Below are 19,564 nucleotides of genomic sequence, written 5' to 3'. Positions count from 1 at the left end.
GGCAACAAATATCGGCTTCCGGGCAGGCCGGCACCCGCCATGCAGATATAATCGGCAGCAAGGTTTTTTCCCTCATTCCCATGCTCCCTCACGAAAAAGACAACAACCTTGCGTTGCTGCTGGCGTCGCTCGGCATTTCCGATGCCCTGCTGGCGCGCAAGAACCTCCCGTTCCATGCCGAGGCGAGAACGCTGGCGCCGGCTGAAACCGGCCGCGACGGCCGCCTTCATCTCCTCATTCCCGAAGCCGCCGCCGCGTGGCAGGCGATGAAAGCGGAAGCGCTGGCCGAAGGCATCGTGCTCGAAATCGTGTCCGCCTTCCGCGGCCTGGAGGAGCAGGCGCAGATCATCCGCGACAAGCAGGCGCGCGGCATGCCGATGGACACCATCCTCACCCTCAGCGCCGCGCCGGGATACAGCGAACACCATACCGGGCGCGCGGTGGACATCAACACGCCGGGCTGCGAGGAGCGTGAAGAGCCCTTCGAACACACGGAGGCGTTCCGCTGGTTGTCCGCGCATGCCGGCCGGTTCGGCTTCGGCCTCTCTTATCCGCGCGGGAATGCGCTCGGTTTCATCTACGAACCGTGGCACTGGTCCTATCTTCCGGGAGCGCAGGCATGAAACTCAAGATGTCGGAAAACTCGCTGTTCGCGATCCTGCTGCGCAAACCGTGGTGGATCAGCATCCTGATCGCCGCCGTGGTCTCGCTTGCCGCCAGCATGCTGTTTCCGCGCCAGTACGCGGCCTATGGCGCAAGCGCGGGATTCCCGTTCTTTGTCATCGGCATCATCGCCGCGGTGAGGCAGTGGCGCGCCCCCGGCGCCGCCCTGGTGGCGCACACCCGCGACACCGTGGCCGCGATGTCGTGGCGGGACTTTGCCGATGCGATCGAGGCCGGCTACCGCCGCGACGGCTACGAAGTGAAGCGGCGCGCCGGCGGCGCCGACTTTGAATTGGTCAGGGATGGCCGCAAGACGGTGGTCAGCTGCAAGCGCTGGAAGGCCGCAAGCACCGGCATCGAAGCCTTGCGCGAGCTCGACGCCGCGGCGCAGGACTGCGGCGCGCACGAACGCATCTACATGACCCTCGGCCAGCTCAGCGACAACGCCCGCAGCTTCGCCGCCGAACACCGCATCACGGTCATGCGCGAGGACGGCCTTGCGGTACTCCTGCGCGGCATGGTGCGCGCCCCGGCCTGATCAGCGTCCCTCGCGCAGCGCATCGCGTTCCGCGACCGAATTTCTCAGCACGTTTTCCGCGACGGCGACTTCCTCGGCCAGGCGCTTCTGGCGCGCATGGTAGTCGTCGCTCAGCCGCGACCCGCCGCCGGCCGTGCCGATGCGCTCCCCAGGCAGCGGCTCGGCGCCGGCCTGCATGCGCTTGCGGGCATCATCGAGCAGCATTTCCGCACGGATTACATCGGCGTTGGCGTCGTCCAGCGTCTTCGGCCTGCCCGGCGCCGGGATGGTCGCGACCCGGTCGACGGGGGTCGGGCCGCTCCGCAGCGGGGGCTCGGCCGGGCGGCCCGAAACCGTCGCCGATGAAGGCGGTTTACTCCCCTTGGCTGGCGGGTCGACCTTGATGGTCTCGTCCACCTTCGCGCCCTTGATCGGCTTGTCCGAATAAATGACGCGCCCGTCCGGCATTACGAGGCGGTACACCTTGGTGGCGGGCTTGCCGATGGGCTCCGGGCGCGGGATTTCCTCCGCTGCGAAGGCGGCCGGCGCCAAGGTGAGGGCAAGGATGAGGATGCGCGGACAGGTCGGGATCATGGCTTCGCTCCTTTCAGACACGATAGCAAGGCTCGGCGCGGCGCTGCATGAGAATGAACAAGCTGGCAACGCGCAGGCGCAACTGCGGCATATCGGCGACACATTCCGCTGAAAAATCTTCATTTCCGACAGGAAATGAAGATAATAGGATGACCAACATGGGTTGACGATTCGCCATGCCGATCACCGCCTCCGCCATTGCGCTTCTTGCCGCGTCGAGCTTCGCCACCTTCGCCATCTTTGCGGCGGCGCCGTGCCGCGCCGCCGATGCCGGCGCCGGGTACAAGGCCGGCAAGCAGGCCAAGCCGGCGTCTGCCGCTGCGCACGCAGGCACGGGCAGGCGAAGCGGCAAGGAGGCATCGCGCCGCATCGTCACCTACAACCTGTTCCAGGACCCCGAGTTCAAGCTCAAGGGCGCGCTTGCCGACAAGCGGCAACTGGGTGTGGCTCCCGTGCCCGCCCTCCAGCCCGCGAACGCCGCGGACAAGAACGTGCTGAAACTGCAGGAGCCGGACACCTCAGGCATCGGGTTTGGATGCAGCGACAAGCCCTTTGGCAATGCAAAGACCCGCGAACTGACCGCCTGCTACAAGCACAGCGTCGACCGCTCGTGGAAGGCGCAGACCTACGTCTCGCGCGAGACCACCGCCGAAGGCAACCAGAAGTGGGGTGGGGGGATGGCGGTGAGGTACGCGTACTGATTGCGCCTCCTTGGGGCGCGGCTACCCACGCTACGGTTCTTTATGTGCTTTGGCGGGTTTCGCTACGCTCTACCCACCCTACGGTTCTTTATAGAGGACGGTAGGGTGGGTAGAGCGCAAGCGAAACCCACCATGCCCTTAAAGAACAGCAGGGCGTGTAGACCGCAACGGAATCCCACCGCCGCCTACGCCCCCTGACCACTCCGCTGCGCCTCCCGCACGATCCACTCGCTGAACACCTTCACTTCCTCGCGCGGCGCTTCCGTCGCCTGCACCAGCCAGTAAGCGAGATCGTCCACGCCGACCTGCGCATTGCGTTGCGCCACCAGGCGGCCATCCATGAGCATCGGCTGCACCAGCGCCAGCCGGCCGAGCGCCACGCCGTGGCCTTCGATCGCGGCCTGGATCACCTGGTCGTACTGGTTGAAGTGCAGGTAGGCCTTCGGCTTCGCATGCGCGAAGCCTTTCGCGCTCAGCCAGTCCGACCAGTGCAGCCAGGGGACGCCACCCTCGTCCAGTTCCAGCAGCACCTGCTGCAGCAGCGCCGAAGGGGTCTTGAAGGCCTTGGCCGCCACCGCCTTGCTGGCCACCGGCACCAGCGCTTCACCGAACAGGCGCACGGCTCCCATCGGCACGCGCGAGGCGCGGCTGTAGCGAATCGCCACGTCGATGCCTTCCTGCGCCATGTCCACGATGCGGTTGTTGGCGGCCACGCGCACATCGATATGCGGATGCGCCGCCTGGAAACTGCCCAGACGCGGCAGCAGCCACAGCGAGGTCACGCCGATGCTGGCGGTGATCGTCACCGGCCTGACCCGCCCTTCCTCCTGCAGCGAGTCCACATACTCCGCCAGCCGCCCCAGCCAGGGAGAGGCGAGGTCGAACAGACGCCGCCCCGCCTCGGTCAGCGCAATGGCGCGATGCTTGCGCACGAGGAGCGGCGTGCCGAGGTGTTCTTCCAGCGCCTGCACCTGGCGGCTCACGGCGGATTGCGTCAGGCACAGGTCCTGGGCGGCGAGCGTGATGCTCATGCGCCGGGCCACGGCGACAAAGCCGCGCAGGGCGTCCAGCGGGGGCAGGGAAAGCAGTTCGTTTTGCATGCGTTTTTCTCATGTGAGGCATGCGGAAATAGCGCTTGAGCAGAGCGTATCGCTCTTTAAACTACAGGCATGGCGCACCGCAAGCATGAATGAAATTCATGCAAAGTATGCGCCGATTTGCCGCACCGCGCACGAGGAGAAAAGACATGGACATCGCCGCCAGCATCGACTTCAACGGGTTCATCCCGCCCGCACGCCCGGCCTCCCCGGCCCGCATCGTCATGCAGCTCGATCCCGGCCGCGTGGCCGTGCTGGATGCGCGCGGCCCGCTCGTCATCGCCTGCCTGTCCGGAACACTGTGGCTGACGGTGCCCGGCGAGACCGAGGACTGCATCCTGCAGGCCGGGCAAAGCCGCAGCCTGATGCAGCCAGTGCGCGGCGTAGTCCTGTCGGGCGCAGGCGGCCCCTCGGCCTTTGCCATCCGGCCCGCAGCGGAGGAAACGCGACGGCGGCTTTTCAGCGCTTCAACGGCCTTTGACGTCCGGTTCGCATAACGAGGCGCATTATTTCATTCCACCATTGATCCACCTCTAGCTCGCGTTGATGGCAGTGAACTGTTTTGCTGATTCGTGGACACACTTGGTCGTCATCAACCAAGGAGGAACATGCCGATGAACATCGACCAAGGCCAGGTGTGGAAAAAAATTTCCGACGCGTATCAGCAATGGGACCAGGACCGCAGCAACCTGATGGCAATCGAGGACTTGTCCGAGCGCTTGCCGGATATCGACCAGGACGTCCTCGTCCGCACCCTCGAAGAGGCGGCGCAGGACGGGAGGGTGGATACCGCGGATGAAGGCGCCTCCTTCCGGCTGGTGCCCAATCACTGAGCGGAGGAGCGAGGCGCCGGCGCCTGGAGGCTGGCCGCGATAGCGCTCCTTGCAATCGCAGGCTTGCCTTCTAAACTTCAATTCGCGGCACTACCGGAATGCAGGGGGGGATCCGGAATGTGCCTGCCGCCAAGAAGAATGAAAGGAAGCATGATGGGCACCTCCCTTAGCACCCCCCTCACACTACTGGCCGCCGCGGCATTGCTCGCCGCCTGCGGCACCCCGGAGCAAGCCGCGTACAACGCCGACCCGATCATGGCGATGTCGGAAGAATACGGCCCGCCCTGTGAAAAGAGCGGTTATGCAAAAGGCAGCGCCGCCTGGCGCAGCTGCATCGAGCAGACCAGCCGCCGCGACGACCTGGTCCGCCATAGCCTGCACCTCGACCGTTACATGCAGTGGTACTGGATCCGTTGAGGCAAGGGTCTGGCTGGCCACGTTATTCATCGAACGGATAACTGGTTATCGGCAACAGAAATTGGATTCGTCCGAACCTCGCGGCAATAATGGAAACATGATTGTTGCACCAGGCCGCACAACGGCCTTGCATACGAGAGGAAACATCATGTTCACCATCCCCGGACAAAATCTTTCCCTGCCCGACCGGCAGGTCCGTCATGCCGTCGCCGTCCGCATCGGCGTGGCGCTGCTGGCATTTTTCGGCGCCGCGTGGTGCCTGCTGCAATGGACGCTGACCAGCGTGCCGCGCTTCATGCCCGAGGGCATCATGCGCCAGTTCGTGGAGCTGGAAGCCATCGCTTGCGCCGCCGTGGCCGTCCTTGGCCTGGTGTTCGCGATCGTCAACGGGCTCGCCTGGATCGCGACCGACATGCGCATGCGGCGCGAGCGGCACGGCGTTGCGCGCAAGATCGCCGTCGGCGCCTACGTCTGACCCTGCCTCACCTCGACAGCGCGGCGCTCTTGCCGGTGCCGCGCGAGCGGGAACCGATCACTTCGCGGAAGAACGCCACCAGCGCCGGCGCATGATGGTCAAAGGTGAACAGGTGCCTCTGCTGCCATACGCGTTCGCGCAGCGCCTGCATCCGTTCCGCATCCTTCAGTCTTGCCGCGAGCTCGGCAATCGTCCGGTAGCACACACCTATTCCCATCCTGTTTGCCAGCGCCTGCGTGGCCACGATGGCGCCCTCGTTGTCCTGCTGGATCATCGGCAGTCCGGCCGCCGCCAGCGTGCTCAGGCGCGCCGGATAGTTCAGGTCGTCCCATATTGCGCGGCGGATCTCGCCGCCGTTGGTGCTGCGGAATGCGTGCAGCCAGCCGGCGTCATAACGTGAAAACTCCTCGGTCCAGCGCAACTGGTCGACGTTCGGATGCAGATGCAGGTAGCCGGGCGCCAGCTTGCGCGTGGTGTCTATCCACTGCAGCCATTGTCCCTGCGTGAATTCGCCGTAGAAGTGCAGGTGAATGCCATGCGCCGCAAGTTCGGCGACCACTTCCGGATGCAAGCCGATCGGCCGCCCCGGAGAGACGGTGTGGATCTCGCCGTCCGTGGCTGACAGCAACGGCGAGCGCGTCTCGCCGAACCAGTCGCGCTTGGGCAGGTCGCCGTCCATCACATGCGTCGGCTTTTCTTCCGACAGGCCGGGCACGATGGTGTCGAACCAGTCGCGCATTTCTGGGCTGCAGAAAATCTGGCCGTCCGCCTTCCGGTGCAGGTCCACCAGCAGCGGCCACGTTCCCTTTTCCATGCAGATGAACGGCCCTTCCTTGAAATGCCAGACGAAGGGTACGCGCGGCACGGCCATCATGACTTCGTGCGCGAACGGCACGGCCTGCCAGTTCAGCAGGGCATAGATGATGTCCGGCTTCACCTGCCGGATCGCTTCCTTCCAGTTGTCGCGCGGCAGGTCTTCGACATGGCCGAAGGGTAGCGGGCCGACGGTGTTGTACCAGTAGGGCTCGCGCATCCACAGGCCGTACAGCTTGTGGCCCTGTTCCTCCAGCGCCAGCACGCGGTCTGCGTTATAGGCGAGCTCGCCCACGAGCAGGATCTTCAGTCCGCCTCGTGCGCGCGGCGTATCCGCGCGCTCGCGCATCGCGCGGTATTGCGCCGCTTCGTCGATCGCATGTCCGACCGCGCTGTGGAAGCGCAGCGGCGCCGCCACGCGGTAGTGCGCGCGGAAGGTGTTGATGCCGCCGGCCGGCTCGCGCATGATCTTGTGCCGCTGGCGCGGATGGTCCACCCATTCGCAGCTCACGGCGCCGGTCGGGACGAACGCTCCCTGTGCACGCAGCTTCGACCAGTACAGTCGCTCGAGGTCGTCGGTTTCGAGTTCGTCGCGCTCCATCCAGCGCTGCGCGTTCCTGCGGTGCATGCATTGCACGAGCTGGAGCGGATAGCCGGGAACCTGCCCCTCGCAGTGGCGGTTGTAATGGTGGCGCACGCCGGAGAAGGCAAGCACCGCATCCTCGCGCGCGTCGAGCTGCGCCTTCAGGCCGGCGAGGTGGTCGCGGTAGTAGACATCATCGCTGGGCAGGTAGGCCAGCAGCGGCGCCCGCGCGCGCGATATCGCTTCGTTCAGGGCATGGCCAAGGCCGGCATTTTCGTCGCGGCGGTAATAGCGGATGCGCGCATCGCTGAGATACGCCGACACCGTCTCCGCCGTCGCATCGCGCGAACCGTCGTCCACGATGATGGCTTCCCAGTCCGTCAGCGATTGGGCCTGCAGGCTGTCCAGTGCGCGCCGGATGAACTGCGCCTGTTCGAAGGTCGGCATCAGCACGCTGACAGACGGCGGCGGCGTTTGGGGCATGGCGTGTCCTTGTCGGGTGGTCTAACAGGATCGTAGGGAAACAAGGCGGGGCCGGCCTTGATCTGCCGCCACGCAAGCACCGGAGCCGGCATTGATTCGCCTCAATGGAATATCCGCGGCGTTTCCCTGTCTATCTCTTGAAAGGACGCACCGTCCTGAATCAATCACATACAGAGGACCCATTGAGCCAGCCCTGGATCAGCGGCAACAAGTTCGCGTTGCTTGAAAACGGCGAGCAATACTACCCGCGCGTGTTCGAAGCGATTGCGCAAGCGCGGCGCGAAGTGTTGCTGGAAACTTTCATCTTGTATGAGGACAAGGTCGGCAAGGCCTTGCATGCCGCCTTGCTCGCCGCCGCCCGGCGCGGCGCGCAGGTCGATGTCACCATCGATGCATTCGGCTCGCCCGATTTGTCCGAGGAATACGTTTCCTCGCTGACCGCCGCCGGCGTGCGCATCCATGTGTTCGATCCGGCGCCGCGCCTGTTTGCACGCGTCAACTATTTCCGGCGCATGCACCGCAAGCTGGTGGTGGTAGACGGGAAGCTCGCCTTCGTCGGCGGCATCAACTACTCGGCTGATCACCTTGCCGACTACGGACCGGAAGCCAAGCAGGATTACGCGGTCGAGGTGCAGGGGCCGATCGTGGCGCACATCCGCAGCTTCATGCTGTCGGCGATTGCGGAGGGCAGGACGGGACGGCGATGGTTCTCGTGGCGGCGCGCACATCCCTCGGTCGCACCCTCGCCGCCCGTGGGCGAGGCCGACGCCCTGTTCGTCTGGCGCGACAACCGCGACCACACGAACGACATCGAGCGCCAGTACCGGCTGGCGGTGCGCCTGGCGCGCAAGCGGGTGGTGATCGCCAACGCCTATTTCTTTCCCGGCTACTTCTTCCTGCGGGAGCTGCGCAAGGCTGCGCGGCGCGGCGTCGAGGTCTCGCTCATCCTCCAGGGCAATCCGGACATGCCGATCGTGCAGACCGCTGCCGCGATGCTGTACCACCATCTTCTGCGCGGCGGCGTGCGCATCTATGAATACTGCGAACGTCCGCTGCACGGCAAGGTCGCGGTGGTGGACGATGAGTGGGCCACCGTCGGATCGAGCAACCTCGATCCGCTCAGCCTGTCGCTCAACCTCGAAGCCAACGTGATGATCCGCGACCGGCAATTCGCCGCCACCGTGAGCGCCAGCCTGCAGCGCCTGATGCGTGACAGCTGCCGCCAAGTGGAGGCGGCCGACCTCAAGGAATGGCCCACCTGGCGCAAGCTGCGCAGCTACTTCCTGTTCCATGTGCTGCGGCGCTATCCGTATTGGGCCGGCCGGCTGCCCGCGCATGCACCGCGGCTGGCGCCCCTGCTGCCCGCGGAAACGGCGGCCACCGACAAGCTCGACAAGATCGACAAGCAGGCATTCCCATGACGGTACACCAGCACGCACAGGCAACAGGCGGCCGTGCCGAGAACCGGCGCACGTGGTGGACCTGGACCAAGCGCCTGCTGACGCTCGCCTTCTTCGCCGCCGTCGCCTACCTGCTGTTCACGCAGGCCCGCACCATCGAATGGGATGAAGTCATGACAGCGATCCGGCGCCGCCCAGCGAGCGACATGCTGCCGGCGCTCGCATTCGCCGCCGCGAGCTACCTGCTGTACAGCTGCTTCGACCTGTTCGGCCGGCACATCACCGGCCACCGGCTGTCGGTGCCCAAGGTCATGACGGTCAATTTCGTCAGCTACGCCTTCAACCTCAACATGGGCGCGCTGGTCGGCGGCGTCGCCTTCCGCTACCGCCTGTATTCGCGCTTCGGGCTGGATACCGCGACGACGACGCGCGTGGTCGCGATGAGCATGCTCACCAACTGGCTGGGCTACCTCGTGCTCGCCGGCCTCGCGTTCTGGTGGGCGCCGCCATCGCCGCCGCCGGAATGGAAGCTCGACATGGCAGGCCTTCAGATACTCGGCGCTGCGCTCTTCGCGGCGGCGATCGCCTACCTGCTGCTGTGCGCATTCTCGCGGCGCCGGGTGTGGACAGTCAGGGGGCATGAGATCGAGCTGCCCTCGCTGCGGCTGGCATTGCTGCAGCTGGCGATGTCGTGCGCGAACTGGCTGCTGATCGCGGCGGCGGTGCATATCTTGCTCGGGCAAAAGATCGACTTCCCGACGGTGCTCGGCGTGCTGCTGGTGGCGGCCGTGGCCGGCGTCATCACCCACGTGCCGGCGGGGCTGGGCGTACTGGAGACCGTGTTCGTGGTGTTGCTCTCGCACCAGTTGCCGCGCAGCGAACTGCTGGCCGGCTTGCTTGCCTACCGCGCCATTTATTACCTCCTGCCGCTGGCCATCGCCACCGTGGTCTACCTCGTGCTCGAAGTGCGCGCGAGAAAGAAGCAGAACCGTTAGGCACGCTCCTTGCAGAAGGAGTGCATTGAAGTTTTTTTCGCAGGAGAAATGATGAAGAAATTATCTTTGCTGTTCGGCCTGGCCCTGAGCGCCGGCATGGCGATCGCGCAGACCGCCTCGCCGCCGACTTCCGGCACCAGTTCGCGCACCCTGGGTACAGGCAGCTCGGTCGAACCGAACACGCCGCCGGCAACGAGCGGCGCCGGGTCGACCGGGGACACGAGCATGGGCGGCACCTCGGGCACCTCGCGCACGCAAGGTGCGGCCGCTTCCGGCAAATCCACCGATTGCCCTCAGCCGGCGGCCGGCAAGAAGGCGCAACAGGCCGAATGCGCATCGCCGCAAGCCAGCGATGCCAAGGGAACGCGTCCCGGTACCAACCCGACCTCGGGCGGCACAGGGACGATGGGCAGCGGTTCGACCGGCTCGCCCAGCGGCCCCGGCATGGGCGGTCCCACCATCGGGACAGGCCGGTAGAACTTTCAAGTCCTGTAACCATCGCAGGTGAACGGCGCTTAGCCGGCGCCGCGATTCCATAGGAGAAACGTCATGTCGAACCTGAAGAGAAGTTCCGCAGAGGACGAAAAGAGGGAGCCGAAGGAAAGGTCTTCGCACGGCACCCAATCCGCGTCGCAGACGCCGAAGGACGTCAGCCCGCAGGACGCGGCATCGAAAGATGTCACCGACCGGAAGATGTGTTCCGACGATCCGGAAGAGAAAGAGCAGGAGCTGCTGGACGATGCCGTCGAGCTGACGTTCCCCGCCAGCGACCCGGTTGCCGGCGGCGGCATCACGCGCGTCGACGTGCCGAAACAGCCGTGACGGAGGGTCAAGTGCGCGGACGGGGACGGCCATGACTGTCCCGCGCGACCCCAGTCCCGACGGCACGCTGTCGCTGCTGCGCGAGGGCTACGCATTCATCCAGAACCGCTGCCGCCGCTTGAATACGGACGTGTTCGAGACCCGGCTCATGCTGGGCCGGGTCACCTGCGTCATGGGCGCCGACGCGGCCGAGATGTTCTACCATCCCGGCCGTTTCACGCGCAAGAAAGCGCTGCCGCCGTCGGCGCTGATGTTGCTGCAGGATGTGGGCAGTGCCCAGGTGCTCGACGGCGAGGTGCACCGCCATCGCAAGCAGATGCTTCTGTCCCTCATGACGCCGGACCGCATCCGCGCGCTGGTGTCGGAGTTCGAGGAAACATGGCAGGGGCGCATCGCCACGTGGGCTGCGGCCGATGAGGTGGTGCTGCACAACGAGGTGGAGCAGATCCTGTGCAGCGCGGTGTGCCGCTGGGCAGGCATTCCCCTGACCGAAGCAGCGGTGCTGCAGCGCACCGGCGAGTTCTCCGCCATGATCGAGGGCGCCGGCGCCATCGGGCCGCGCAACTGGAAGGCCATGCTGCTTCGCGCGCGCACCGAAGAATGGGTGCGCAGCATCATCGAGGGCATCCGCGCGCACCACATGAACGTGGCGGAGGACAGTCCTGCCTGGGTGGTGGCCATGTATCGCGGTCCCGACGGCGAGCTGCTCGACGTACAGTCGGCGGCGGTGGAACTGATCAACCTCTTGCGCCCGACCGTTGCGGTCGCGCGCTACATCACCTTTGCGGCACTCGCGCTGCACCAGTACCCGGAATGCAGGGAGCGTATCCGCGGCGGCGGCGAGGACTGGCTCGAATGCTTCGTGCAGGAAGTACGCCGGTTCTATCCCTTCTTCCCGGCCGTGGGCGGCCGCGCGCGCCAGGCGTTCGACTGGCGCGGCATGCATTTCGAGGCCGGTGCATGGGTCTTGCTCGATCTGTACGGCACCAATCACGATCCGCGCATCTGGGGCGATCCGGAAACTTTCCGGCCCGACCGTTTCCGCAGCTGGGACCGCAGCCCCTACACGCTGATTCCGCAAGGCGGCGGCGATCATGTCATCGGGCACCGCTGCGCCGGCGAGCGCCTCACGATCGAACTGGTGAAAGCCGCGGCAAGGCTGCTGGCGACGGCGTTGGATTACGATGTGCCGGAGCAAGACCTCGGCATCGACCTCGGAAGGATGCCGGCCATCCCGGCGAGCCGCTTCCTCATCCGCAACGTGGCGCGCCTCGGTGTGTTCGAGCAGCAGGCGCGTGTTCTCCGCAGCAGCGAGTACCGCGCGCAATAACGCACCGACGCGCAAATTTTCACAGCGGCTTGTAAATCTTGGACGCCAGTGGCGCAAGCTGCGCCTGTGCGCCCTGCGCCGCAGTGGCACGGATCATGCTGTCCACGCGGGCGTGAACATGTTGATCAATTTCTGGCATGAGGTGCAACCATGAACGTGCGTCGATTTGCGATGATTTTCGGCCTGATCTACCTGCTCGTCGGCATCGCCGGCTTCATACCGCAATTGCTGCAGCCTCCGGCGGGAGACGCGCCGCAGGTGGCGGTCGATACCCTGCACGGTAACCTGCTGGGCTTGTTCCCGGTCAACGTGCTGCACACCATCGTGCACTTGCTGATCGGCGTCTGGGGCCTGGCTGCGGCGAAGAGCCTGGGTGCGTCGGTCACTTATGCCCGCTCGCTGGCCGTGATCTACGGTGTGCTCGCGATCATGGGCCTGATCCCCGGCATGAACACCGTGTTCGGTTTGATCCCGATCCACGGCCATGACGTGTGGCTGCATGCCGGCACGGCGCTGATCTCGGCCTATTTCGGCTTCGCCGTCAAGCACGAAGTCCAGCGCGCCTGATGTCTGCCATGGCAGGCACGAGCGGGCCGCGCGCGGTTTCCCCGCTGCGCAATGCGGCCGGGACGTTTTCGTGCCTGCCGAGGAAGATGCTGCGGAAGGCGACATAGGCCAGGCAGGGCACATAGGTCGCCAGCAGCAGACCCGCCGGCGAGAAGTAGACCGACTGGAAGGCAGCCGCGATTGCCACGCCGGCAAGGACGGTGCGCAGCCAGAACGATGCCGGCGCCGCGCGCAATGCCTCTTCGATTGCGCCTGCATTGACCTGCCACGCCTGCCATCCGAGGCGGCGCGCGGCGCGCGCCTCCATGCCCTGTTGCGCATGGAGGATGGCGCCGAACACGCCCTGGTAGATCGCGACAATGAACATGCCGAGGAACATCATCGCCATCACACCCTGCATCCAGGTGGCGCAGAAGTGCAGGAATTCGCCGCCCAGCGTGTCCGGCATGGAAACCGTCGCCCGCGCCGAGCCGATGGCGGCAGCGAATGCCGCCTGCTGCTCATCGACCGCGCTGTGGCGGACCAGCGTCGTCGCGAGCAAGGCGAGGGCGCCGGCCAGGGCAGCAAAGCCGGCGGCGAATTTCAGCGCCACGCCGCACAGCCGCACTGCGCCGGGCAGCACGAGCTCGCCCAGCGCCTGCCAGGAAAATAACTTTCTTTCGTCCGCAACCTGCGCCACGGCAAACGCGACGACGAACAGCGAGGGCGCGAGCACGAAGCCGGCGGGCGTGGCCCATGCGGGAAAGAGCTTGAGGAGGAAGGCCACCGACATCAGGACGATGGCCTGCGGCCGGAATGAACGCCGCCACAACGACAGCGCCATCGACGGCCAGCTTGCAATGATTTCGCTCGGCACCGGCCGGGGAGTAAAGGTATTGCTCATTTGCTTGCATGCGCGCATGGCGCATCCGGGAGGCAAAAGGTGCCCAGTCTAAAGAGCGAGGGATCGGTGGTCAAGGAATGCGGAGACCTTCGGGTTGCAATGACGGAACGGCTTGCCATCCTGTCTATCGAGGCATTGCAGGGATTGAAATGACAGAGCGAAACCTATCGCCGGCCGCGCACAGATGAGCATAGAGGAAATTGCCGTCCGTTCTATCGGCGACCTGGCGCGCGAGGTAAAGGCGCTCACGGCGCCGGGACAGCATTGGCTCTTCCGCGGACAGGCTGATGGCCGCTGGATGTTGTCGCCCAGCGTGCACCGCGGCTACACGCCGCAGCAGGAGCGCTACCTGACGAACGAATTCCGTGTGCGCGCGCGCAGCCGCTATTATTCGTGCCCGATGAGCAACGACTACCCGGGCTGGCTTGCCTTGATGCAGCACTACGGCTTGCCGACGCGGCTGCTCGACTGGACCTACTCGCCGCTGGTAGCCTGCTTCTTCGCCTTGCACCCGGATTATGTGCCGCCCACTTCAGCGCCGGACAGGGATGCGTGCATCTGGGTACTCGACGCACGCCGGCTGAATGAATCGCAAGGCTTCGAGCCGCTGATCTTTCCGCTCGACGCATCGTCCTACGAGCCCCTGATCGAGCCGGCCTTCAAAAACCGCAAGGAGTTGAACACGGTAGGCGTGGCGATGGCCATCGAGCATGACCCGCGCATCCAGCTGCAGCAGGGCGCGTTCACGATCCACTCCAGCCGCACGCCCATCGACGCGATGGACGGCGCGGATCAATGGCTGCGCAAGCTCGTCATTCCGAACGTCGATATTCCGCCCTTGTTCGAAGAACTGACCCTGCTGGGGATACGGAAGTACTCGCTATTCCCGGACCTGGCCGCGCTGACGTCGGAGCTGCGTGCCATTCATGCGCCGAGTAATGGGTGAGGCTTTGGCGGGCGCTTTACGACGCTGGATTCCGGCTTTCGCCGGAATGACGGGGTGAGAGGGGGAAGCGTGGGACCGGGCTGTGTGCCTGCGTGCGGCTGGCTCAGGTGGCGCACCTCACACCCATCCCACGTCATTCCCGCGCAGGCGGGAATCCAGCGGCGTCGAATCCGCCGCCTCAGCCCAAACGCTTTTCAGCCCGCGACACCCCCCGCGCCTTCACCGGCCCGGCGGAATCATCCTCCGGCGAAGACATGTGCCGGATGAACCACGCGGACGCCAGCGCGCTCACCTTGGCGAGCTTGCCCGGTTCCTCGAACAGGTGTCCGGCCTCGGGAACGATTTCCAGGTGCTTTTCGCAGCGGAGCGCGGCAAACGCCGCCTGGTTCAAATCGATCACCTGCAGGTCGAAACCACCGACGATCAGCAGCGTAGGCGCGATCACTTTCGGCAGCACGGCCTCGCCCGCAAGGTCCGGCCTGCCGCCGCGCGACACGACGGCGGCGATGTCGTCCGGCCTTGCCGCCGCTACCTGCAGCGCGGCTGCCGCCCCGGTGCTGGCGCCGAACAGGGCGACCGGCAGCGATGCGGTGCTGCCGTGCTTCTGCAGCCAATCCACCGCAATGCCGAGCCGCTCGGCCAGCAAGGCGATGTTAAAGCGCAGGTGCTCATCCTCGTCTTCGGCGAGCGTGAGCAGGTCCATGAGCAAGGTGCCGATCTGCGACTGGCGCAGCGCAGCCGCGACATAGTTGTTGCGCGGACTGAGCCGGCTGCTGCCGCTGCCGTGGGCGAACAGGACGATTCCCACGGGATCGGACGGCAGCTCCAGCATGCCCTCCACCTTCACGCCGTTACAGGGAATGGTGACGAGTTCCGTATCCATCATCGAGGCCATGGCATCTTCCTTCGCGTTACCGTGCTCGAGATGGGACATTGCGGGAAAGGCATGGTTTCGCCGCGCCGCGGGAAAAACGCCGCTCTGTCTGCGCGCGCGCAACGCGGCTCAACTGCCGCGGGCGCGGTTCAGCACCGCCGGCCGCCATTCCTCGATCTCGTCGAATGGGCAGATGACGGGGATGCCCGCACTCGTGTAATAGAAGCACCATCCGGCGATGCTCCAGCGCATTTCACGCTCGCCGAATGCGGTGGTAACGATGCACAACTCCCCGTCCTGCAGCAGGGACAGCGCGCTGGAAGTCCTCATTTCCGGTCCTTTGTCCTTGAATTCCATCCCTTCTGATTATACTGTATGAATATACAGTATCAACGCTTATTGCCATGGACACGGAAATTGCCAAGCTCGTTGCGGTGGAAGTGCGGCTTCGCGAAGTGATCCGGGACATCGTCAGGCGCCATACCTCCGCCGGCAAGACGCTGAGCTGGGGCTTGATGTTCGACATCGAGGAAGAGGCGCTGGCGCAGATCGGCGCCGATCCCGCACTCGACTTGCAGTACGTGCGGATATTGGCGGCGCCGCCAGGACCCGCATACAGGGCTGACACGACGGATCGGCCCGCCGGCCTCGACGACATCAATGCGATGCGCACCACGCTGTGGATGATCCAGGAAGCGTATTACCACGGCTAGGCGCAACTTGTCGGACGCCCTGCGCTCTCATGTCTCATCACGCAGCATCAGGACAAGGAGATTCGTCATGGCAACCGTTCAGCAATCCATCGACCTCGGGGTGCCGGTACATGCGGCATACCGCCAGCTCACGCAGTTCGAGGACTATCCGCAATTCATGGAAGAAGTCGAGGCCGTCACGCAGACCGACAGTAGGCATCTGCACTGGACGACGACGATGGCGAACCGTCCGGTCGAGTGGGATGCGGAAATCACCGAGCAGGAAGCGGACCGCTGCATCGCCTGGCACAACACCAGCGGCCCGACCAATTCAGCCAAGGTCGAGCTGCAGCCGCTCGGCGAGGACAGTGCCCGCGTCACCTTCACGCTGCAGTCCGAGGCGCAACAGGTGCCCGGATCCTCCACCGGCATCGGCGAGCAGGACATGACGCAGCGCCTGAAGATGGACCTTGCGCGGCTGAAGGATCTCGTCGAACGTGGCGGCCAGCGCAATTCGCCGGCACATTCCTCCAGCTACGCCGCCGGATCGGAAGGATGGGCGGGAGACGAGGATCCCACCGCGCCCATGACGTCGGCAGCGGGCAGCACGGCGCCGGCGCAGGCTGCCCCGGCATCGCCGTCCCATGCCACGCAGGCGCCGAACCCGCGCAGTACGGCTGCGGCGGTGGGACGCGCGGGCGGCACCGATGCCTCCGCCGGTGCGCAGCAGTCGGGCAGCAAGGGCATTGAACACACCGAATCGCTCAGGGCGACGGATGCGAAAGGCGTGCCGGGCACGCCGGGCGGCAGCCTCGGCGGGGATGCGGCCAGCGCAGCCGCGGGCGCAACCACCGGCGGCACGGGACTGGGCGAAGCGGCGAGTGCGGACGACACGCGTACCGGAACGGGAACCACCTCGGGTACCGGCACACCGCTCACCGGCGGCGGCGCCAGCGCCGGACGCGACGCCGGCAAGCTGCCCTGAGCACGCACAGGAATGGAGCGAATCATGCAGATGGTTTCAGAGGTAATGACACGCAATGTCCAGTTCGTCTCGCCGCAGGAGAACCTGCAGCGCGCGGCGCAGATGATGGATGCCCTCAACGTCGGGGCGCTGCCGGTGTGCGACGGCGAACGTCTCGTGGGCATGGTCACCGACCGCGACATCACCGTGCGCGGGACCGCCGCCGGCAAGGTGCCGGATCAGGCGCATGTGGAAGAGGTGATGAGTACCGACGTGCGCTGGTGTTTCGAGGACCAGCCGCTGGACGATGTGATGCGGCAAATGGCCGATACGCAGATCCGGCGCGTGCCGGTGGTGTCGCACGACGACGCGCAGCGCCTGGTCGGCATCGTATCGATCGGCGACGTGGCGACGAAGGCGGGCGATGCAGGCCAGGTGGTGAAGCAGGTATCGACGCCGTCCGAACCCGACCGCTCGCCGCCGCGCACGGGGATTGCGGGCGGGGCGGTTTCCGGCGTCAGCAGTGCCACCGGGTCGGACACCGGGACGGCGACCGGATTTGCCGGCTCGGACGCGCTCGGCGCCGCCGGCAGGGACGACGGCTCTCCGCCTTGAACGGCATGCCGGTGTGAAACCCGGCACTCTTTGCGCTGGCTCAAGGGAGGTGGCGTGCATGCGCCTATGGTGGTGTGACGGCGCGAACATGCGCGCCCGTCTGTCCCTGCAAGGAGGCCGCCATGCCCAAATACGTGATCGAACGGGAATTGCCGGACGCCGGAAAACTGTCCGACGAGGAATTGCGAAGCATTTCCGCCAAGTCCTGCGATGTCCTCCAGAACATGGGGCCGTCCATCCAGTGGCAGGAGAGCTACGTCACCGACAACAAGATCTATTGCGTGTACATCGCGCAATCGGAAGATCTGGTGCGCGAGCATGCGCAGCGGGGCGGATTCCCGGTCACCAGCGTCGCGGCGGTGCACCGGGTGATCGATCCGACGACATCCGAAATGCGCGCTTGAGCGCCTGTCGTTGCTAGGCGCCTTTCACGCTCAGCGGCATGCTGTCGAACTTCAGCCCATCCCAGCCATACTTCATGAAGTTGCGGATGTTCTGGTGGTCGCTGCCCTGCGGGTTCTTCAGCACGTCCTCCCGATAGTAGGCGCCGAAGCAGGTCAGCGTCTGTTCCTTCGACAGGCCGTTGAGCTGCGCGAAGGCGAACAGCTTGCAGGAGCCGGAATTCTGGCCGGCTTCGTTGCGCGTGTCGCCGTTGGTGAATGCGGCGGGAGTGAATTCGTAGTGTGCGGCGATGGTTGCCATCGTGTCGTCGAAGGTGACCGCTGCGGGATCGTCGTTCAGTTTCTTCAGGAAGTCGTTCAGCTGCATATTGTCGCTCGCAAATCTTGATTGTGAAGGCGGCATATCTTAATGGATAAAGCGTCCCCGCGCCGCAGGCAGCCCGCCAAAAGAGTACACTGCGTCCATTGACATGTGCCAATGGAGGATGCAATGCCGCAAGTGATGAAGATCGACTTCGTCTCCGATGTTTCCTGCCCATGGTGCGCGATCGGCCTGCATGCGCTGGAGAAGGCGCTGGACCGCATCGGCGACGAGGTGGTGGCCGACCTGAGCTTCCAGCCCTTCGAACTCAATCCGCAGATGGTGCCCGAAGGGCAGGACATCAACGAGCACCTTACCGAGAAATACGGCGCCAGCCCCGAGCAGTCGCAGCACACGCGCGACATGATCCGCGCCCGGGGAGAAGAGGTCGGCTTCACCTTCAACATGGACAAGCGCGGCCGCATCTACAACACCTTCGACGCGCACCGCCTGCTGGCATGGGCCGCGGAAGAGGGCAGGCAGCGCGAACTCAAGCACGCCTTGTTCAAGGCCTACTTCACCGAGGGCGAGAATCCGGGCTCGCACGAGGTGCTGGTCCGCCTGGCCGGGGAGGTGGGGCTGGACGCGGCGCGTGCGCGCGAGATCCTCGCATCGGATGCCTATGCGGCCGAAACCCGCGAGCAGGAAAATTTCTTCCTCGAACAGGGCATCCATTCCGTGCCTGCCGTCATCCTCAATGACCGCTACCTGATCTCCGGCGGACAGCCGGTGGATGTGTTCGAGCAGGCGCTGCGCCAGGTGCTGGCGGAGGGCTGAAGAAGGGGAAGTCCGCCGTCAAGCCTGACAGACGAACTTGTACGGCGGCATCGCGAAATCCTCTCCATTGCTCATGGATCAAACCATTCAGGCGCGGGATGGGCGATAATTCGCCCCTTCCTCGTCCATTTCGCATGGACGGGACTGAACCCCGCAACTTTTTTGAAGGCAACACATTGGCAACCAGAAGCAAGCGCTGGAACGGGAACGTCGATTCCCTTTCAGTCGAATTCCTCAAGGACGTGATGGCAAAGATGGCCGACTACGGCGACCGCGTCCAGTTTTCCCTGGTCACGGGCGGGCCCGCGCCGAGCTACCAGATCACGAACACCCTCGGCAAGACGATGGCATTCGACAGCAACCATCATCTGCTGCGGCCGGAAGGCCATGAGTTTGTCGGCGCGAATGCGACGCAGGTGTTTACGCTGGAGCAGGTCAAGGCGGCAACCTCGGGGCTTGGCCTCGGTCCGCGTTCCACATCCCGCACGCCGCGCGTCGCGCGTGCCGGCGGCGGCACGGGCACGCGTACGAGTGCGGCCAAGCTCGAAGAGCAGTATGCCGCGCAACGCTACGAGTACTACCGCAACAACCGGCAGGCACTGCCGCCCACCATCTCCCAGCACACCGAAGAGATCACCCAGCTCATGAAGCAGGGCAAGTCCGCCGAGGAAGCGTTCGGCGAGGTCGTGAAGAAATACTTCTGACGCGTGCGGTCGTGAACGAATGCGCAGGCCGGAAATCACAACGATACCGGCCCGTTC

At 65.1% G+C, this 19,564-nt stretch carries 28 protein-coding genes; 20 read left to right on the top strand and 8 right to left on the bottom strand.

From position 1 onward, the window contains the following. The first annotated feature begins 80 nt into the window (after positions 1–80). Together VFF99_RS06835 and VFF99_RS06830 are read left to right on the top strand one after the other, a co-directional pair. A complete protein-coding gene (locus VFF99_RS06835; RefSeq protein WP_325016237.1) occupies positions 81–623 on the top strand; it encodes a M15 family metallopeptidase in 543 nt (180 codons plus the stop codon). Next, positions 620–1,201, top strand: coding sequence for a restriction endonuclease (locus tag VFF99_RS06830; RefSeq protein WP_325016235.1), 582 nt, complete (start codon positions 620–622; stop codon positions 1,199–1,201). The genes VFF99_RS06835 and VFF99_RS06830 overlap by 4 nt, the downstream gene beginning before the upstream one ends. On the opposite strand, the gene VFF99_RS06825 is transcribed toward VFF99_RS06830, so the two are convergent. Together VFF99_RS06825 and VFF99_RS06820 are read right to left on the bottom strand one after the other, a co-directional pair. Beyond that, positions 1,202–1,774, bottom strand: coding sequence for a DUF4124 domain-containing protein (locus VFF99_RS06825; protein WP_325016233.1), 573 nt, complete (start codon positions 1,772–1,774; stop codon positions 1,202–1,204). Between the two features lie 13 nt (positions 1,775–1,787). Further along, the gene (locus VFF99_RS06820) at positions 1,788–1,952 is read right to left on the bottom strand and encodes a hypothetical protein (protein ID WP_325016231.1); all 165 of its coding nucleotides are present in this window, start codon (positions 1,950–1,952) and stop codon (positions 1,788–1,790) included. Between VFF99_RS06820 and VFF99_RS06815 the strand changes: the two genes are divergently transcribed. Further along, positions 1,951–2,475: a hypothetical protein gene (locus VFF99_RS06815; RefSeq protein ID WP_325016229.1), complete on the top strand. Its 525-nt coding sequence runs from the start codon at positions 1,951–1,953 to the stop codon at positions 2,473–2,475. The genes VFF99_RS06820 and VFF99_RS06815 overlap by 2 nt on opposite strands. Before the next feature lie 185 nt (positions 2,476–2,660). Here VFF99_RS06815 and VFF99_RS06810 read toward each other — a convergent pair whose 3' ends face one another. Further along, the gene (locus VFF99_RS06810; protein ID WP_325016227.1) at positions 2,661–3,575 is read right to left on the bottom strand and encodes a LysR substrate-binding domain-containing protein; all 915 of its coding nucleotides are present in this window, start codon (positions 3,573–3,575) and stop codon (positions 2,661–2,663) included. Between the two features lie 146 nt (positions 3,576–3,721). On the opposite strand from VFF99_RS06810, the gene VFF99_RS06805 reads away from it, so the two are divergent. From VFF99_RS06805 to VFF99_RS06790, 4 genes are all read left to right on the top strand, one after another. Continuing rightward, the gene (locus tag VFF99_RS06805) at positions 3,722–4,069 is read left to right on the top strand and encodes a DUF2917 domain-containing protein (protein ID WP_325016225.1); all 348 of its coding nucleotides are present in this window, start codon (positions 3,722–3,724) and stop codon (positions 4,067–4,069) included. 117 nt (positions 4,070–4,186) lie between these two features. Beyond that, a complete protein-coding gene (locus VFF99_RS06800; RefSeq protein ID WP_325016223.1) occupies positions 4,187–4,405 on the top strand; it encodes a hypothetical protein in 219 nt (72 codons plus the stop codon). A gap of 150 nt (positions 4,406–4,555) precedes the next feature. Next, positions 4,556–4,822, top strand: coding sequence for a hypothetical protein (locus VFF99_RS06795; protein ID WP_325016221.1), 267 nt, complete (start codon positions 4,556–4,558; stop codon positions 4,820–4,822). A gap of 148 nt (positions 4,823–4,970) precedes the next feature. Continuing rightward, positions 4,971–5,297 (top strand): hypothetical protein, encoded by a 327-nt coding sequence (locus VFF99_RS06790; protein WP_325016219.1) that lies wholly within the window; start codon positions 4,971–4,973, stop codon positions 5,295–5,297. Positions 5,298–5,304: 7 nt separating this feature from the next. On the opposite strand, the gene VFF99_RS06785 is transcribed toward VFF99_RS06790, so the two are convergent. Continuing rightward, on the bottom strand, positions 5,305–7,176 hold the full coding sequence (locus VFF99_RS06785) for a glycosyltransferase (RefSeq protein WP_325016217.1): 1,872 nt from the start codon (positions 7,174–7,176) through the stop codon (positions 5,305–5,307). Positions 7,177–7,358: 182 nt separating this feature from the next. Here VFF99_RS06785 and clsB point away from each other — a divergent pair, with 182 nt between their 5' ends. The 6 genes from clsB to VFF99_RS06755 all read left to right on the top strand — a co-directional run bounded on the left by clsB (position 7,359) and on the right by VFF99_RS06755 (position 12,290). Then, the gene (gene clsB / locus VFF99_RS06780) at positions 7,359–8,597 is read left to right on the top strand and encodes a cardiolipin synthase ClsB (protein WP_325016215.1); all 1,239 of its coding nucleotides are present in this window, start codon (positions 7,359–7,361) and stop codon (positions 8,595–8,597) included. Next, entirely contained in the window at positions 8,594–9,571 is a 978-nt protein-coding gene (locus VFF99_RS06775) for a lysylphosphatidylglycerol synthase domain-containing protein (protein WP_325016213.1), read from the top strand. The genes clsB and VFF99_RS06775 overlap by 4 nt, the downstream gene beginning before the upstream one ends. 51 nt (positions 9,572–9,622) lie before the next feature. Then, the gene (locus tag VFF99_RS06770) at positions 9,623–10,048 is read left to right on the top strand and encodes a hypothetical protein (protein WP_325016211.1); all 426 of its coding nucleotides are present in this window, start codon (positions 9,623–9,625) and stop codon (positions 10,046–10,048) included. A 72-nt stretch (positions 10,049–10,120) separates the two neighbouring features. Next, complete coding sequence (locus tag VFF99_RS06765; protein WP_325016208.1) at positions 10,121–10,393, top strand: hypothetical protein; 273 nt, start codon at positions 10,121–10,123, stop codon at positions 10,391–10,393. Between the two features lie 31 nt (positions 10,394–10,424). Beyond that, positions 10,425–11,723 carry a cytochrome P450 gene (locus VFF99_RS06760; protein WP_325016206.1) on the top strand — a complete coding sequence of 433 codons (1,299 nt, stop codon included), beginning with the start codon at positions 10,425–10,427 and terminating at the stop codon, positions 11,721–11,723. A 150-nt stretch (positions 11,724–11,873) separates the two neighbouring features. Continuing rightward, positions 11,874–12,290 carry a DUF4383 domain-containing protein gene (locus VFF99_RS06755; protein ID WP_325016204.1) on the top strand — a complete coding sequence of 139 codons (417 nt, stop codon included), beginning with the start codon at positions 11,874–11,876 and terminating at the stop codon, positions 12,288–12,290. On the opposite strand, the gene VFF99_RS06750 is transcribed toward VFF99_RS06755, so the two are convergent. Then, positions 12,265–13,173: a hypothetical protein gene (locus VFF99_RS06750; RefSeq protein ID WP_325016202.1), complete on the bottom strand. Its 909-nt coding sequence runs from the start codon at positions 13,171–13,173 to the stop codon at positions 12,265–12,267. The genes VFF99_RS06755 and VFF99_RS06750 overlap by 26 nt on opposite strands. Before the next feature lie 184 nt (positions 13,174–13,357). Between VFF99_RS06750 and VFF99_RS06745 the strand changes: the two genes are divergently transcribed. After that, positions 13,358–14,119, top strand: coding sequence for an FRG domain-containing protein (locus VFF99_RS06745; RefSeq protein ID WP_325016200.1), 762 nt, complete (start codon positions 13,358–13,360; stop codon positions 14,117–14,119). A gap of 178 nt (positions 14,120–14,297) precedes the next feature. Here the strand turns inward: VFF99_RS06745 and VFF99_RS06740 are convergent, their stop codons facing one another. After that, positions 14,298–15,014 (bottom strand): alpha/beta hydrolase, encoded by a 717-nt coding sequence (locus VFF99_RS06740; protein ID WP_325016199.1) that lies wholly within the window; start codon positions 15,012–15,014, stop codon positions 14,298–14,300. 108 nt (positions 15,015–15,122) lie between these two features. After that, a complete protein-coding gene (locus tag VFF99_RS06735) occupies positions 15,123–15,323 on the bottom strand; it encodes a hypothetical protein (RefSeq protein ID WP_325016197.1) in 201 nt (66 codons plus the stop codon). A gap of 74 nt (positions 15,324–15,397) precedes the next feature. Between VFF99_RS06735 and VFF99_RS06730 the strand changes: the two genes are divergently transcribed. From VFF99_RS06730 to VFF99_RS06715, 4 genes are all read left to right on the top strand, one after another. After that, complete coding sequence (locus VFF99_RS06730) at positions 15,398–15,706, top strand: hypothetical protein (protein WP_325016195.1); 309 nt, start codon at positions 15,398–15,400, stop codon at positions 15,704–15,706. 67 nt (positions 15,707–15,773) lie between these two features. Then, a complete protein-coding gene (locus VFF99_RS06725; RefSeq protein ID WP_325016193.1) occupies positions 15,774–16,670 on the top strand; it encodes an SRPBCC family protein in 897 nt (298 codons plus the stop codon). Positions 16,671–16,694: 24 nt separating this feature from the next. Beyond that, complete coding sequence (locus VFF99_RS06720; RefSeq protein WP_325016191.1) at positions 16,695–17,264, top strand: CBS domain-containing protein; 570 nt, start codon at positions 16,695–16,697, stop codon at positions 17,262–17,264. Positions 17,265–17,386: 122 nt separating this feature from the next. Next, positions 17,387–17,668 (top strand): DUF4242 domain-containing protein, encoded by a 282-nt coding sequence (locus VFF99_RS06715; protein ID WP_325016189.1) that lies wholly within the window; start codon positions 17,387–17,389, stop codon positions 17,666–17,668. A gap of 13 nt (positions 17,669–17,681) precedes the next feature. Here VFF99_RS06715 and VFF99_RS06710 read toward each other — a convergent pair whose 3' ends face one another. Next, positions 17,682–18,032, bottom strand: coding sequence for a HopJ type III effector protein (locus VFF99_RS06710; protein WP_325016188.1), 351 nt, complete (start codon positions 18,030–18,032; stop codon positions 17,682–17,684). A 123-nt stretch (positions 18,033–18,155) separates the two neighbouring features. Between VFF99_RS06710 and VFF99_RS06705 the strand changes: the two genes are divergently transcribed. Together VFF99_RS06705 and VFF99_RS06700 are read left to right on the top strand one after the other, a co-directional pair. After that, on the top strand, positions 18,156–18,803 hold the full coding sequence (locus VFF99_RS06705) for a DsbA family oxidoreductase (protein ID WP_325016186.1): 648 nt from the start codon (positions 18,156–18,158) through the stop codon (positions 18,801–18,803). A 176-nt stretch (positions 18,804–18,979) separates the two neighbouring features. Beyond that, on the top strand, positions 18,980–19,507 hold the full coding sequence (locus VFF99_RS06700) for a hypothetical protein (RefSeq protein ID WP_325016185.1): 528 nt from the start codon (positions 18,980–18,982) through the stop codon (positions 19,505–19,507). Positions 19,508–19,564: the final 57 nt, after the last annotated feature.

This window comes from Noviherbaspirillum sp., assembly GCF_035654295.1.
Classification (GTDB): domain Bacteria; phylum Pseudomonadota; class Gammaproteobacteria; order Burkholderiales; family Burkholderiaceae_D; genus Noviherbaspirillum.
Note: the sequence above shows the minus strand (reverse complement) of the source record. Positions and strands in the feature narration are given on the sequence as shown.